General features: G+C 49.6%; 13 protein-coding genes. 5 read left to right on the forward strand and 8 right to left on the reverse strand.

Features of this window, described 5'->3' with window-relative positions; translation table 11 throughout:
• The first annotated feature begins 1 nt into the window (after window position 1).
• Together ACYU8Y_RS09185 and ACYU8Y_RS09190 are read left to right on the forward strand one after the other, a co-directional pair.
• A complete protein-coding gene (locus ACYU8Y_RS09185) occupies window positions 2-406 on the forward strand; it encodes a DUF2304 domain-containing protein (RefSeq protein ID WP_460936413.1) in 405 nt (134 codons plus the stop codon).
• Window positions 407-408: 2 nt separating this feature from the next.
• Window positions 409-1446, forward strand: a complete 1038-nt coding sequence (locus ACYU8Y_RS09190) for a glycosyltransferase family 2 protein (RefSeq protein WP_460936415.1) — start codon at window positions 409-411, stop codon at window positions 1444-1446.
• Between the two features lie 15 nt (window positions 1447-1461).
• On the opposite strand, the gene ACYU8Y_RS09195 is transcribed toward ACYU8Y_RS09190, so the two are convergent.
• Genes ACYU8Y_RS09195 through rfbF form a run of 7 tightly spaced genes read right to left on the reverse strand, consistent with a single transcriptional unit; the run spans window position 1462 to window position 7993 of the window.
• Window positions 1462-2700: a glycosyltransferase family 2 protein gene (locus tag ACYU8Y_RS09195; protein WP_460936417.1), complete on the reverse strand. Its 1239-nt coding sequence runs from the start codon at window positions 2698-2700 to the stop codon at window positions 1462-1464.
• 32 nt (window positions 2701-2732) lie between these two features.
• The gene (locus ACYU8Y_RS09200) at window positions 2733-3470 is read right to left on the reverse strand and encodes a cephalosporin hydroxylase family protein (protein ID WP_460936419.1); all 738 of its coding nucleotides are present in this window, start codon (window positions 3468-3470) and stop codon (window positions 2733-2735) included.
• A complete protein-coding gene (locus ACYU8Y_RS09205) occupies window positions 3467-4333 on the reverse strand; it encodes an NAD-dependent epimerase/dehydratase family protein (protein WP_460936421.1) in 867 nt (288 codons plus the stop codon). Before ACYU8Y_RS09205 ends, ACYU8Y_RS09200 begins: the two co-directional genes overlap by 4 nt.
• Complete coding sequence (locus ACYU8Y_RS09210) at window positions 4330-5556, reverse strand: methyltransferase domain-containing protein (protein WP_460936423.1); 1227 nt, start codon at window positions 5554-5556, stop codon at window positions 4330-4332. The genes ACYU8Y_RS09205 and ACYU8Y_RS09210 overlap by 4 nt, the downstream gene beginning before the upstream one ends.
• A gap of 5 nt (window positions 5557-5561) precedes the next feature.
• Entirely contained in the window at window positions 5562-6113 is a 552-nt protein-coding gene (rfbC, locus tag ACYU8Y_RS09215) for a dTDP-4-dehydrorhamnose 3,5-epimerase (protein WP_460936425.1), read from the reverse strand.
• On the reverse strand, window positions 6110-7207 hold the full coding sequence (gene rfbG, locus ACYU8Y_RS09220) for a CDP-glucose 4,6-dehydratase (RefSeq protein WP_460936427.1): 1098 nt from the start codon (window positions 7205-7207) through the stop codon (window positions 6110-6112). The genes rfbC and rfbG overlap by 4 nt, the downstream gene beginning before the upstream one ends.
• 15 nt (window positions 7208-7222) lie before the next feature.
• Entirely contained in the window at window positions 7223-7993 is a 771-nt protein-coding gene (rfbF, locus tag ACYU8Y_RS09225; protein ID WP_460936429.1) for a glucose-1-phosphate cytidylyltransferase, read from the reverse strand.
• 221 nt (window positions 7994-8214) lie between these two features.
• Between rfbF and gcvP the strand changes: the two genes are divergently transcribed.
• From gcvP to ACYU8Y_RS09240, 3 genes are all read left to right on the forward strand, one after another.
• Window positions 8215-11118, forward strand: coding sequence for an aminomethyl-transferring glycine dehydrogenase (gcvP, locus tag ACYU8Y_RS09230; protein WP_460939005.1), 2904 nt, complete (start codon window positions 8215-8217; stop codon window positions 11116-11118).
• Window positions 11119-11312: 194 nt separating this feature from the next.
• Window positions 11313-13325 (forward strand): OmpA family protein, encoded by a 2013-nt coding sequence (locus tag ACYU8Y_RS09235; RefSeq protein ID WP_460936431.1) that lies wholly within the window; start codon window positions 11313-11315, stop codon window positions 13323-13325.
• A 100-nt stretch (window positions 13326-13425) separates the two neighbouring features.
• Window positions 13426-14217 (forward strand): TspO/MBR family protein, encoded by a 792-nt coding sequence (locus ACYU8Y_RS09240; RefSeq protein WP_460936432.1) that lies wholly within the window; start codon window positions 13426-13428, stop codon window positions 14215-14217.
• Window positions 14218-14307: 90 nt separating this feature from the next.
• On the opposite strand, the gene ACYU8Y_RS09245 is transcribed toward ACYU8Y_RS09240, so the two are convergent.
• Window positions 14308-14745, reverse strand: coding sequence for a peptidylprolyl isomerase (locus ACYU8Y_RS09245; protein WP_460936434.1), 438 nt, complete (start codon window positions 14743-14745; stop codon window positions 14308-14310).
• Between the last annotated feature and the right edge of the window lie 55 nt (window positions 14746-14800).

The following is a 14800-nucleotide window of genomic DNA, read 5'->3' on the forward strand; positions in this document are numbered from 1 at the left end:
TATGGAATCGTTATCGGTTACTATTCAGCTTATTAGCCTCTTAGGAGCAACCCTGTTTATGGTCATGATTTTCCGTCTGATCGTACAGGGGCGTTTGCGCGAAGAGTATTCAATCGTATGGATTTTTTGTACGGTTATCCTGATTTTTTTCTCGATCTGGCGGAAAGGCTTAGAGAAGATATCGTTGTTGTTAGGTGTTTACTACCCGCCCTCTCTGATTTTTTTGGCGGCTATTTTTGCCATCATTGTTTTCCTGGTACACTTGTCGGTTGTTAATTCCAAACTACAAAACCAAATCAAAGACCTGTCGCAGGAAATGGCCTATCTGAAGAAAGAAGTACAGGCCCTGCGGGAAAATTCGCAAAAGGCTCCCATTACGGAGACCGAACCTGTCACCGCATCTTAGTCGTGCTCACTACGTCTTCACCCGAACTCAGTATCATTATTGTTTCGTACAGTAGTCTGGATGATCTGAAACGCTGCTTGCCAACAATATATCATCAGCCTACATCAGTAGAATTTGAACTGATTATTGTCGACAACCATGGAAATGATGGTGTTGCGGAGTGGCTGCCCCAGGTCCATCCGTCGGCTATTTTTATCAAAAATCCAACGAATTCCGGCTATGCTGGCGGTAATAACCTTGGGCTAGCTCAAGCCAGGGGCCAATGGGTTCTATTTCTAAACCCGGATACTGAACTGACACCTGATTTCTTACGTCGGCTGATGGCAACGGCAAGGCAGCACCCGACGGCCTTGATTACGCCTAAACTGCTCAATCCTAACGGGACCATTAATGCCTGTGGCAACGAAATGCATTATACTGGTCTTACTACCTGTCGGGGAATAAACCAGCCCTCATCTGCATTTGAGAGCCTGCAAGTGGTTCCACTTCTATCGGGAGCAGCTTTGTTGGCTCCTCAGTCGGTCCTTCAAACTATAGGCTCTTTTGACGAGACCTACTTCATGTATTTTGAAGATACGAACTTATCCCTGCGAGCCAGATTGGCCGGATTTGAGTTATTGTGCGAACCCGCAGCCGTGCTCACGCACTATTATAAACTAGGGATGTCACCGATGAAATTTTATTATCTGGAACGCAATCGGCTCCTCACCCTTTGGCAAATTTTATCCCGTACAACTTACTCTCAGTTACTGCCTGCTTTACTGTTGACGGAGCTATTTATGTGGCTGTATGCGCTACGGGGATGGTCCTATATTCGGGCACGATTTCGAACCTACGTATATTTACTGCGCCACCGGGCAATGATTCGCCACCGTCATCAGGCTATTCAACATAGCCGTTGCCTTTCCGATGCGCAGCTAATGGCAGGAAGCCTGATTTCGCTCCCGTTTGATCAGCTAATTGGAGGAACACTTGGGCAAATTTTTGACGCCATCACCCGCCCGATTTATCTGTTTCTACGCCCTAAGTCGTTATCCTGAGCGATAATGGCCAACTTATTTATCGACCTTATAGCGGTTTAAGACCTCGCCAAAAACCATCTGAAACATGTTAGTCCAGGTCGAAGCCTTCAACAAAAACTGGCTTGGATTCTGGCGTATTTTATGGTATAACAAGCTGGCTTCATACACATTGGTTGCTCCGTAAGTAGCGGTATTGAAAAACAGAAACGGGTGCGAATACCGTTGCAGATCGTACCAGACAATGTTAAACTTCCGCTTATGCGCTTCGTCAATTAACTTGTTGACGTACTCGGGGCGGAGGCCTCTCTTATCTGCAAAAAAGCGAGTCGCTTTTATAATACCGTCATATTGGTTATTCAGTCGGGTGTTGGCTTCTTTTAGTGCTGTTTCGATGAACGGAATCACGTCGAAGTCTTTTGCTTCGGCCTGGTTAAGGCCAGCATCAAAGGACTGCAGAAAATTTTCGGCAATCATATAGCTATACGACGCTGAATAAATCATGTCGTGATGAAACGGAATGCTTACTTCGCTCGAAAACAAATCGGCAGCCTGTTGATTGGCATTGTAGTTAAATTGGGAGGAGCCTGTGCTGTGCGAGGAGATGCCATTAAGCCGTAGTCTTCTTTTTGCGTACACATAGTTGCCAATCGTATTGGCCAGCGCCACTGCCGAATAAGAGTCGGGAATCTGCGACCGGAAAAACGTTTTTGATACGCTCTTAACCCGGTTGATGACCGACATATCGATGAAGGACGTGTAAACACAGGGAATTGGTGAATGCTCCTGCTCGCACTTCATCAATTTTTGCAGTTCTGTTTTTCCATTTCTAATCTCGTAGCCGTTCTGAAAACTGACTTTCATCATGTTGGCCTGTTGTTTCTTAAAATAAGAAGGCCACAGATACAAGTCAGTATTGGGATTCATATTGATGGCCGAGAGACCAGTCTCGGCCAGTATCGTGTTTGAGTCAATAACGGCATTCGGGAGTAAGCCGTCATCGTCACCCAGATAGGTGACGAACCCATCCTGTACATGATTCAACGCAAATTCCCAGTTGTGTGACATGCTTAGTCGCCTGCCCGTATTGACGTACCGAATGCGCGGGTCGGCAAAGGACTCGACGACATCGCGGGTGTCGTCCCGGCTACAATTGTCCGAAACGATGATTGTCAACTTGTCATAATCCTGCGTAACACAGGTTCGGAGCGAATGCAGCAACGTATCTGCTCGTTCCCGGGTAGGAATGACAATCGTGAACGGTTTATGGTCCATAAGAAGTCTGCTGGCGGAACGGTCGGTCTTGCTTAACAAACTCGTTTTAGATAGCCTTCCGGTGCCACTGAAATAAGCAGCTTGTTATCCATGGCCTGATCGACTTGAAAGCAAGTGTTTGTTTTCAAAAACTCCCAGACGGCCGTTTTAGGATTGTTTCCCTTATCCCAGGGACGATCATACATCTGTGCGGGCATATCTTCGACAATGGTGTCGAATACAACACAATACGAACCCACCGTAACAAAGGGGGAATACAGCTCCAATTCACGCAAGACGTGTTCGTGCGTATGGTTAGAGTCCAGCGAAACCATAACTGTCTTTTTGCCGTCGACCAGTTTGGCTACTTCAGCAACCAGCGTTTCATCAACCGCTGATCCTTCGAGCATCGTAATGCGTTTGAACATCGGATGTGCTTCAATTTCGGCTCGGTTGTGCGCTCGAATATCAATGTCAATACCGACCACCTCGCCTTTGCCAATCAATTCAAACAAGGATGCATAGTAAATTAACGAGCCCCCATGCGCAATACCCGTTTCAATAAGTACGTCGGGCTGGATGCGCCAGATCAATTCCTGCATAGCAATCATGTCCTGCGGGTACTGAATAATAGGGCGGCCCATCCAGCTGAAGTTGTACGAATACTTTTCACGATTGGAAGCAACGTTGAACGCCTGGGCTGCAGCCAGTAAGTCGGATTTTTCGGGGTAAGTTGCCACGCGTTCTGCGCATTCCTGCTGAAATTCAGTTATCGGATCAGGTGTAGTCATAGAGGTGATACGGTTAACAGTTTTTGGTTGTCTCCCCAAAAAGCCAGCGGCTCATAATCGGGGTATGGATAATAGCCTAAGTTAAGCGTCAGGTGATAGTTATGTTCCTGCATAAACCGTTCCGCAAATGTTCGTACGGCTGTGGGTTGTCCGCTGCAACAGTTAATAATACCTGTTATCTGCTTTTGAAGAGCCGTTTTAATGATGTGTCGGGCTACTGCCGTTACGGGTAAATAATCTCGAAGTTGTTCTCCTTTCGACATGTTGAACGTCGAATCACCCCGTAAGGCAGCCGCTTCGAGTTGGGCGAGGAGCGACTTCGGATTTTGGCCAACACCATGCATGTAAAACAGACGTAACCATTTGAACGATACCAGTCGATCCACGAAAAACAAGCCAAGGGCCTTTCGCAGGGTATCCTTTCCTAAGCCGTAGGCCGTAGTCGGCAGTGTGGGCAGGTTTTCGTGAAGGCAGCCCTCCTGTAGCCCATATTCCAGACAAGTGCCTGTTACGGTAAGGTCATCCAGGCCGTTTTCGATCAAGCTGGTCAGAAACCGGTACTGTTGCAACCAATAAATCTCGATGTGTTTTGTTGATTTGTAATCAGATAGGCCTGGCCAGGCTAAGTGAATAACGGCATCGGGACGACCGAAATGGGTATACAGGTCTGTATCTGTTGAAGCGGTACCTATATCAAAGGGGATAAACTCAGTCTTCGATAACCAGGTAGCCTGGTCCCTTTTCGACTCTGTTCGGGCCGTGGCAATTACACGGATACCATCCGTAACCAGCAGTTGTTCCACAACATGCCGACCAATAAAGCCGGTAGCACCCGTTACCAAAACCGTTTTCACGTTGTTCACTGGATCGTAAGTTCTGGGATTGGAATTACAAATTGGCCGCCCCAATCGCGAATGTAAGCTAACTGCCGGGTGATTTCGTCGGTCAGGTTCCAGGGCAGGATCAGCACATAATCAGGCTTGTTCCTTTTCAGAATGTCTTCCTGAACAACGGGGATATGGCTGGCAGGCAGAAATTTAGTCTGCTTAGATGGGTTGGCGTCAACGACAAACGAAATCAGGTCATTTTTAACGCCACAGAAATTCAGCAGCGTATTTCCTTTGGCTGCGGCCCCGTAGGCTGCTACCGATTTGCCCGATCGTTTTTGCTCGATCAAAAAACGTAGCAGATCAAGTTTTACCTGAAGTGCTCTTGGTTGAAGACCGGAGTAGTAAGCCATACCTGTCATCCCGGCGTCAACCTCTTTCCGGAGTAAAGCTGCCACGTTTGGAGACTGGGGCAGTGTATCGTTATCCGCCTGTTTCGCGTAGATGCGCAAGGACCCGCCGTGCGTCGGAATCTCGTCTACGTCGAACATCGTCAGTCCTTGAGCCGCAAAAATTTGGCTCACCGTATGGAATGAGAGATAGGAAAAATGCTCGTGGTAAATTGTATCAAACTGATTATAGTCCACCAGGTTCATCACATGCGGAAACTCCATCGTAATAATGCCGGTTGGTTTCAGCATAAGCTGCATTCCCGCCACAAAGTCGACAATATCGGGCACGTGGGCCAGCACATTGTTGCCCAGTAATAGATCGGCTTTCTGGCCTTGCGACGCCAGTTCGTTCGCTAGTTCAGTGCCAAAAAAACGGGTAATGGTAGGAATACCTTTGCCAATGGCTACGGCTGCGGTATTCGCTGTCGGTTCGATACCCAATACCGGCACCTGCTTTTCGACAAAATACTGAAGTAAATACCCATCATTCGACGCAATTTCAACCACCTGAGAATCCGTATTCAGGTTAAAGCGGTCGGTCATCATATCGACATACCGCTTGGCGTGCGCTAGCCAACTGGTTGAAAACGACGAGAAATACGCGTAGTCATTGTCGAAAATGGCATCCGATTTCTTGTACTCATCCACCTGAACTAAAAAACAGGTATGGCAGGTGAAGACCTTTAACGGGTAAAATGTTTCAGGCTCATTTAATTGCTGAGACGTTAGAAAGGAATTTGACGCTGGTGAATTGACCAGATCAATGAAAACATGTATGAGTGGAGTTTTACAGAAGCGGCAGTGCATAGGTGTCAAACGGTTAACCCAACGAAAGTGCTGTCAAGATATGGGTGGGTGGCGTCACGTACTGACAGGTCAGCGACCGGTAGTGGCCAGTCGACATTAATGCGAGGGTCATTGTATCGAATGGCTCCCTCACTATCGGGCGTGTAGGGGTGGCTATGGCAGTATAGTAGCTGGCAGTCTGTTGTCAGCGTTTGAAAGCCGTGGGCAAACCCTTTTGGAATGTATACCATTGCCTGATTGTCAGCTGACAGTTCCGCACCGAACCACTGGCCCAGGGTTGGCGAACCCGCTCGTAAATCGATTATTACATCGAATATCCGACCCACAACACAGCGAACTAGCTTGATTTCGGCCTGAGGTGGTTTTTGAAAGTGCATTCCCCGAACGGCTCCACGCTGATGGGTCAATGAGTGATTCATTTGTACCCAGTTAGCCATAAAGCCAATTGTTGCGAAACTAGCCTGATCATAAGTGCGCATAAACCAGCCCCGGCTATCCGGACGGGGCGAGGGCGTAATGACGTAGGCTCCGGAAAGGGGTGTTTCATCAAACGTCATTGGGTCCAGATTAAGTTAGCGGCCTGGGCCTGTTGTATATAATCGCGGAGGTCAGCTTCGGTATTAAGCTGATTTTGCTCGTAATACCTTTTGTACCAGTCGATGGTCCGTTTGATAGCTGTTCTGGTGTTCCAAACCGGATACCACTTAAGTTGCTGATTTGCCTTGGTGCAGTCGAGAGTCAATAAATGGGCCTCGTGCGGATTCTGTTTCGATGGAACTTCATTGTAGTTAATCGCATCCCACCGATCTTTTGCCTGCTGAATAACGGCCCGAACGGGCAGGACGTCCAAGGGTTCTGGACCGAAATTCCAGCCCGTTGCGGCTGATGTGTCGCCACTCATTAATTGCTGACCCACTAGTAAATAGCCTGACAATGGTTCGAGTACATGTTGCCACGGGCGCACGGCATCCGGGTTTCGGATCGATACTCGTTGATTCGACGCGCTGCCCCGAATTAAATCAGGAATTAGTCGGTCGGCCGCCCAATCGCCCCCGCCAATCACGTTACCCGCCCGAACACTGGCTAGCAACGTTTGGTGAGTCTGTCCATACTGATTTACGTTGAAAAACGAATTCCGGTAGCTGCTCGTGACCAATTCAGCCCCGCCCTTCGACATGCTATAGGGATCATAGCCTCCCATTGGATCCGTTTCGGTCAATGGGCGACCATCTTCCGGATTTTCATAACACTTATCACTCGTAACAATAACAACGGTCCTCACGGATGGTGTTTGCCGAACACACTCTAATACGTTAGCTGTTCCGAGTATGTTGGTTTCCAGCGTTTCTAATGGGTGCTGATAGGAATAGCGAACCAGCGACTGGGCGGCCATATGAATAACCATGTCCGGTTGGCAGGCGGCAAAGACATTCGCCAAGTAACGTTGCTCATTAATAGTACCGACTTCATCCTGAATGGGTAACTGAAGCAAGTTCCAATGGCTTGGTTCCGTTGCTGCGGGTAGGGCGTACCCAACCACCCGGGCACCGAGCTGAGTCAACCAATAAGCAAGCCACGAACCTTTAAAGCCTGTATGGCCGGTTAGCAGCACAGTTTTATTCCGGTATTGATCGGCGAAAAGCGGTCTCATATAGAAAGGGCGTACTTACCAGGTTTTCCATTCGGCAGTACCGGCACTCCAGGCTGTTTCAAGTTCGAGTTTATCCCGTAATGTATCCATGGGTTTCCAGAAGCCGTCGTGCTGAAAAGCCATTAGTTCATCTTGTGCGGCCAATGTTTCCATTGGGTACCGTTCCCAAATAGTATTATCGCCACCAATGTAATCGAAGACTTCGGGCTGACAAACGAAAAAGCCACCATTAATCCAGGCACCGTCACCTTTGGGTTTTTCCAGAAATGACTTCACGTTTCCGGTACTACTGACATCCAAGGCGCCAAATCGCGCTGATGGCTGCACCGCTGTTAATGTACATCGTTTACCATGTGCTTTATGGAAAGAAACCAGTTTAGTAATATTTATATTGCCAACGCCGTCGCCGTAAGTCAACATAAACGGTTCATCACCAATGTGATGTCGAATTCGCTTGATGCGTCCGCCTGTCATACTGTCTTTCCCGGTATCAACAAGTGTAATTTTCCACGGCTCAGCATATGAATCGTGGATATTCATGTGATTCCTCCCCAGGTCGATTGTCACATCGGATTGGTGTAAAAAGTAGTTGGCAAAATATTCTTTAATAAGATAGCCTTTGTAGCCAAGGCAAACGACAAACTCATTAAAACCATGGCTCGAATAAATCTTCATGATATGCCATAGAATAGGCATACCACCAATTTCAACCATCGGTTTGGGCTTAATAACGGTTTCTTCGCTCAGGCGAGTGCCTAAGCCCCCGGCAAGAATGACAACTTTCATGAGGAGAGGGTCAGAATGGCTATGACTGAAACCAAGTGTAAAGCCGTCTGACAAATATCGTGCGAGACTGTACACCCAGATAACTCAAGTCGGTAAATAGTTCAAAAAGTAATCAAAAACAAAAGGACACCGCCTGTAAGTTTGCAGCAACGGGTCAGCAAATTGCACGTTTTGACGTAAATTTGAGTTTCCATTCAAACGAAAAGGTGGGCGATCCCGGCATGAAACTAAAGCTTCAACAGACAGACCTATTTGAAGACCGACATCACGGTCAAACCGACGCGGCCCTGGCCGAGATACTCCAGACAGTTGGCGTGGAATCAATCGATGCGTTGATTAGCCAAACAGTACCCGACGCCATCCGACTGGCCGAGCCGTTGAATTTACCCGCGCCAAAGTCAGAAACAGCCTTCCTGACGGATTTTAAGAAGGTGGCCGGGCAGAACAAAATCTTTAAATCATACATTGGTACGGGGTATTACGATACCCTGACGCCAAACGTCATTCTTCGTAATATTCTCGAGAATCCAGCCTGGTACACGGCGTATACGCCTTATCAGGCTGAGATCGCCCAGGGTCGGCTCGAAGCACTGCTCAATTTCCAGACGGTGGTATCGGACCTGACAGGTATGGATCTTGCCAATGCATCCCTGCTCGACGAAGCGACGGCGGCTGCCGAAGCCATGCACATGCTTTTTGCCATGCGTCCGGCGCAAAAAAAATCGGCAACGACGTTTTTCGTTTCGGATCGCTGCCACCCGCAAACCATCGATGTACTGCTGACGCGGGCTACGCCTATTGGCGTTACCATCCTGACGGGTGACCACCGTACGGTTGACCTGACCAGTGGGCAGATCTTCGGTATGCTGCTTCAATATCCGGCCTCGGATGGTGAAGTATTCGACTACACGGATTTGACTGCAGCCGCTCACGAACTGGGCATCACAGTTGCCGTTGCTGCCGACTTACTGGCGCTAACCTTATTGACTTCGCCCGGTGAAATGGGTGCCGATGTGGTGGTGGGTTCGTCGCAACGGTTTGGCGTACCCATGGGCTACGGCGGACCGCACGCGGCTTTCTTCGCCACCCGCGATGCATTTAAACGGCAGATTCCGGGGCGAATTATTGGTGTCTCGCAGGATGCGGAAGGCAAACCGGCGCTGCGGATGGCCCTTCAGACGCGCGAGCAGCACATTCGTCGCGAAAAAGCAACGTCAAATATTTGCACCGCTCAGGTACTGCTGGCCGTTATGGCCGGAAGCTACGCGGTCTATCATGGTCCACAACGGCTTCGTGCCATTGCTGAGCAAGTGCATGCGCTCACCAAAATATTCGCAACGGCGTTGCGCTGGAATGGCTATGAGGTGAACACCGAAAACTACTTCGATACCGTTACGGTAAAAGTATCGGATACCGAATCGCTGAAGAAATCGGCTAAGGCTGCGCAGATCAACCTTCGGTATTTTGCCGATGAAGAGCACGTAGGCGTTTCATTCGATGAAGCCAAATCGCTGCACGACGTAACCGAACTGCTGACTGTATTCGGTATCAAAGCCGATATGGACGCTATTCTGGAAACGCTGGAAATTACGTGGCCTGATCAGCTTATCCGGCAATCGGACTACCTGACCCATCCGGTATTCAATACACACCATACGGAGCACGAAATGCTCCGGTATCTGAAGTCACTTGAAGAAAAGGACTTGTCGCTGGTTCACTCCATGATTTCGCTTGGGAGCTGCACCATGAAATTGAACGCGACGGCTGAAATGATTCCGGTTACCTGGCCTGAACTTGGCAAACTACACCCATTTGCCCCAAAAGACCAGACGACGGGGTACCAGCAAATGTTTGCCGACCTGAACGCCTGGCTTTGCGAGATAACGGGGTTTGCGGCCATGTCGCTTCAACCGAACTCGGGTGCTCAGGGCGAATACGCCGGGTTGATGGTTATTCGGGCCTACCATGAAAGCCGGGGTGACTTCCACCGCACTATTTCGCTCATTCCACAGTCGGCGCACGGAACCAACCCCGCCAGTGCTGTTATGGCCGGCATGAAAGTCGTTATCGTCAAATGCGATGAGCGCGGAAACATCGACGTGGCCGATCTGAAAGCGAAAGCTGAACAATACAGCAATGACCTCTCGTGTTTGATGGTAACGTATCCATCGACACACGGTGTGTTCGAAGAGAGCATTAAGGAAATCTGTGCCATCATTCACGAGCATGGTGGGCAGGTATATATGGATGGTGCGAACATGAACGCGCAGGTTGGCCTGACGTCACCGGCTACGATTGGTGCCGATGTTTGCCACCTGAACCTCCATAAAACATTCTGCATTCCGCATGGCGGTGGGGGGCCAGGCATGGGACCAATCGGGGTGGCACCGCAGCTGGTGGCGTTTCTGCCCGGCCATGCCGTGGTACACATTGGGGGCGATCAGGCTATTCATGCTGTTTCGGCAGCGCCGTATGGATCGGCCAGTATCCTCACAATTTCGTATGCCTACATCTCGATGATGGGTGGCGAGGGACTAACAAATGCAACGAAACGGGCCATTCTGAACGCCAACTACATCAAAGCTCGTCTGGAGGGTCATTACGATACGTTGTATACGGGCACCAATGGTCGTTGTGCCCACGAAATGATCCTCGACTGCCGTCCGTTCAAGGCAACGTCCGGTGTTGAAGTCGAAGACATTGCCAAACGGTTGATGGATTATGGCTTCCATGCGCCAACGGTCTCGTTCCCTGTGGCTGGTACGCTGATGATCGAGCCAACCGAGTCCGAATCGAAAGCCGAACTCGATCGCTTCTGCGAGGCCATGATCGCTATCCGGAACGAAATTCGCGAAATTGAAGCAGGTGAAGCAGACCGGGCCGACAATGTGCTGAAACATGCGCCACACACCGCTACGGTTGCCCTTAGCGACAACTGGACTCGTTCGTATAGCCGTGAGAAAGCGGTTTATCCATTGCCGCAGGTGCGGGCCCGTAAGTTCTGGCCAAGTGTCAGCCGCATTGACTCGGCCTATGGTGACCGGAACCTCGTTTGTGCTTGTGTACCCGTTGAGGAATATGCAACGGAAGTGGCCGAAGAGGCTGGTGTAGCCCAGCAGGCGTAAGAAAATTGTTTACCTAAGGCGGGTGGAAAGCTGTGCTTTGTAATCATCAAAACGGATGTGTACAAAGCACAGCTTTCCACCCGTTTTTACTAGCAAACAATCCTCAATAAAAACCAATTGTAATCGTTAAAAGTAAGACCCGCCCGAATTTGCATTATCTTGGGCGAGAATCAGCGATTTGCTTTTTTAGCCTTATGAAAACCAATACGTTATCTGTACTGCTCGTAGTGTTAGGTCTGGCCAGCGGACTAACGGGCTGCAATTCGGCCATGCAGGCGTATAAGAAAGGTGTCCGTCATTATGATGCTGGCGAATACAATCTAGCACTGACTCAGTTCCAGAAGGCAGCAAAAGGTACTATTGACCCCGCCCGCCTGAACTATTACACCGCCGAATCCTATCGCTTATCGAACCGATTTGGCGAAGCCGTTCCATTTTATCAGAAGGCCATCGAGGCCGGTACCAAAGAGCCCGATGCTCGTTTCAATTACGCGTACGCCCTGAAATCACAGGGGAATTATGCCGGCGCGCTGGAGCAGTTGCAGCAGTACGTTGCCAATGCTCCCAAAACAACCGCAAAGCCTACGCTCGACAAAGCCAAACGCGAAGTAGAAACCCTGAAAGCTATTGATGCCATTGCTCAGAACAAATCACTAATTACCCTGCGGAACATGGGTAATTTGAACTCGCCGGGTGCTGAATTCGCTCCTGTGGTTCGGGGAGAAGATTTAGTGTTCACGGCCTCTCGCAAAGAGACAACGTATAAGAACAACGGTCAGCCCATGCTGGGTCTGTATAAGACGAAGCTAAACCAGAAGCCCGACGAAACCGGAAATCCGGGTGGTGCATCGGGTAGTCCCGAGTTGTTTAGTACGAACATTTTTCAGGGCGATGTAAATGAAGGGACACCGGCTTTCTCGAAAGATGGGAAGACCATGGTACTGGCGCGGGGTAACAACGGTAAGCGGAAAGGTGGCCTCGATGTCGATTTGTACATTAGCCGTCTGGGAGACAACAATACCTGGAGCCAGCCATTGCGTTTGCCCATTAGCGATTCGCTGGCCTGGGATGGTTCGCCTGCATTTTCGGCCGATGGAAAAACGCTTTACTTTGCCTCAAACCGGGCGGGTGGTGCCGGTGGTATCGACCTGTACCGCACCAGCATCGATGCATCCGGCCGCTTCAGTCGCCCCGTTAACATGGGTCGCGATATCAATACCCCCGGTGATGAGATGTTTCCGTATGTTGGTGCCAACGCCAAATTGTACTTCGCTTCCGATGGGCATCCGGGTTTGGGTAAACTGGATGTGTTCGTGGCTACGCGTTCAGGCGGTGTTACGCGGGTCGAGAATATGGGACAGCCCATTAATTCACCCGCCGATGACTTTGGCTTGATTTATACCGAATCCACCAAAGGCTACATGGCTTCGAACCGGAGTGGAGGTAAAGGTGACGACGATATTTACTTTTTCCAGGAAGGGCCGCCAACCGATACAACAACGATTATCGTCCAGACGCCACCACCGGCCAATGCGCCAAAAGTGGTGCGCTATTTTATTGCCGGAACCGTTTTTGCCAATGAGACGCCCGCAGCCCCGCTTGATTCGGCACGTGTCCGGATTCTGGACGATGCAACAGGCCAGCCCATTGCTGAAGTCACCACAGGTCAGCCCGGAACATTTGGAAAGTATCCATTGACGGAAGGGAAAGATTATACGATTCTGGCCGAACGGAAAGGCTTTCTGACCCGCCGGGAGCCATTTACGATGCAGGGCAAAAGCATACCGGCCGTCTTCCTGACCAAGCCACAGACTGATACAACATTCAACGTAGACCTTCTGCTCGACCGGTCGCTGCTGAACAAGACGTTTGTTCTTGAAAACATTTATTACGATCTGGATAAATATAACATCCGATCGGACGCTGCACCGGAACTTGACAAAATCGTCGTGATTTTAAAAGATAACCCGACGCTCAAACTTGAACTTAGCTCACATACGGACGTCCGGGCGCCTGATGCCTATAACATGAAGTTGTCGCAGAATCGGGCAAAAGCCGCGGTAGACTACATTGTGTCGCAGGGCATTTCGGCTGATCGACTGGTGGCAAAAGGATACGGCGAAACGCGACTGGTCGTTAAAAATGCCAAAACCGAAGAGGAGCACCAGCGCAACCGTCGAACAGAAATCAAAATCCTGGAATTGTAGCGCTTCCATTTCGGGAAACACTACCTTGAAAGGCTTGGTTATCACTGGTAACCAAGCCTTTTGCTATATGAAATCCGATAAACTACGTCAATTTTTTGTCATGTTTAGTATCATCACGCTTATTGTGATGAACTATCTCTCCAATACGGGCGCCTTTGGCGGACAGACAAACAAGGTGGTTTCTGATAAATACCATACGTTGATTACGCCAGCAGGTTATGCCTTTTCCATCTGGGGAGTCATTTTTCTGGGCTTGCTGGCCTTTGCCATCTACCAGGGGCTGGATTCCCAACGGGAAAATCCACGGTTTCGCGCAATTGGCTGGTGGGTAGTTATCAACGCCTTCGGTAATGCAGCCTGGAGTCCACTGTTTAATAACGAACGCATCGGAGTTGCCTTACTGGTTATTCTGCTGATGCTGTTCTCGCTGGTGATCATTGAACAACAGTTGCTCGTTCGGCGGGGCACACGGGGAACCACGACGCCCTTGGTTGACGCTGATCCGGATGCGACGTTACCCGAATCACCGGCCTCCCCGGCCGAAACATGGCTGGCCCGCATTCCCTTTTCTGTCTACTTCGGCTGGCTTACCGTGGCTACCATTCTGAACGTAACGGTGTATTTAAAGTCGACCGGCTTCAGCCTAATGGGCCTCAGCGAACAAGCGTGGGCCATGGCGCTGCTCATTGTTGGGCTGGTGGTGGGAGCAATCGTTTTCAATCGATACCGGAGTGTAGCCTACATCCTGGTTTTTACCTGGGCTTATGTGGCAATTGCGGCCGAGCAGACCGGCTATAGTCAAGTCCAGCTAATTGCCGGGGCCGGAGCGATTGCCGCGGTTGGACTAGCCATTTCGGGACTTATTTCGAAGAAGGCGCCTGTGTATAGTTGAAAAGATCAGGAAGCGAACTGGCCAAGCCAACGGGTGATTGCTCTAGTCCCGTTGGCTTGGCCAGTTTATTTCTTGTAACGTACTGGTATTTTAATCTTCCAGCACTGTAATGCTGTTGATTTTATCGCCCTGTTGGATTTGGTCGATAACGTCCAAACCGTCAACTACTTTACCAAAAACCGTATGGTTGCGGTCGAGGTGGGCAGTATTCTGGCGGTTATGGCAGATGAAAAACTGTGAACCGCCCGTATTACGTCCCCGGTGAGCCATCGAAAGAACGCCCCGGTCGTGGTACTGGTTTTCGCCCGTAAGTTCACAATCGATGGTGTACCCTGGTCCGCCTGCGCCGGTACCCGTTGGGTCGCCCCCCTGAATCATGAAGTTTGGAATAACCCGGTGAAATTTAATCCCGTCGTAAAAGCCTTTTTTGGCTAACGTAATAAAGTTATCGACCGCTTTAGGAGCATCCTTCTCAAAGAACTCAATAAGCATTGTACCCTTGTCGGTATTCATTTGTGCCTTTGGCATAACTGAAATCAGTTTTGTTTGACACAAAATTACGATGATTTATGCTTCAACCTTA

The organism is Spirosoma humi (genome assembly GCF_054776575.1).

Excerpts from the sequence above, each read along its gene's own strand:
- rfbF (WP_460936429.1), bottom strand. The coding sequence starts at position 7,993 with ATGAAAGTTGTCATTCTTGCCGGGGGCTTAGGCACTCGCCTGAGCGAA.
- ACYU8Y_RS09235 (WP_460936431.1), top strand. The coding sequence starts at position 11,313 with ATGAAAACCAATACGTTATCTGTACTGCTCGTAGTGTTAGGTCTGGCC.
- ACYU8Y_RS09200 (WP_460936419.1), bottom strand. The coding sequence starts at position 3,470 with ATGACTACACCTGATCCGATAACTGAATTTCAGCAGGAATGCGCAGAA.
- rfbC (WP_460936425.1), bottom strand. The coding sequence starts at position 6,113 with ATGACGTTTGATGAAACACCCCTTTCCGGAGCCTACGTCATTACGCCC.
- ACYU8Y_RS09210 (WP_460936423.1), bottom strand. The coding sequence starts at position 5,556 with ATGCACTGCCGCTTCTGTAAAACTCCACTCATACATGTTTTCATTGAT.
- ACYU8Y_RS09245 (WP_460936434.1), bottom strand. The coding sequence starts at position 14,745 with ATGCCAAAGGCACAAATGAATACCGACAAGGGTACAATGCTTATTGAG.
- ACYU8Y_RS09240 (WP_460936432.1), top strand. The coding sequence starts at position 13,426 with ATGTTTAGTATCATCACGCTTATTGTGATGAACTATCTCTCCAATACG.
- ACYU8Y_RS09185 (WP_460936413.1), top strand. The coding sequence starts at position 2 with ATGGAATCGTTATCGGTTACTATTCAGCTTATTAGCCTCTTAGGAGCA.
- ACYU8Y_RS09195 (WP_460936417.1), bottom strand. The coding sequence starts at position 2,700 with ATGGACCATAAACCGTTCACGATTGTCATTCCTACCCGGGAACGAGCA.
- rfbG (WP_460936427.1), bottom strand. The coding sequence starts at position 7,207 with ATGAGACCGCTTTTCGCCGATCAATACCGGAATAAAACTGTGCTGCTA.
- gcvP (WP_460939005.1), top strand. The coding sequence starts at position 8,215 with ATGAAACTAAAGCTTCAACAGACAGACCTATTTGAAGACCGACATCAC.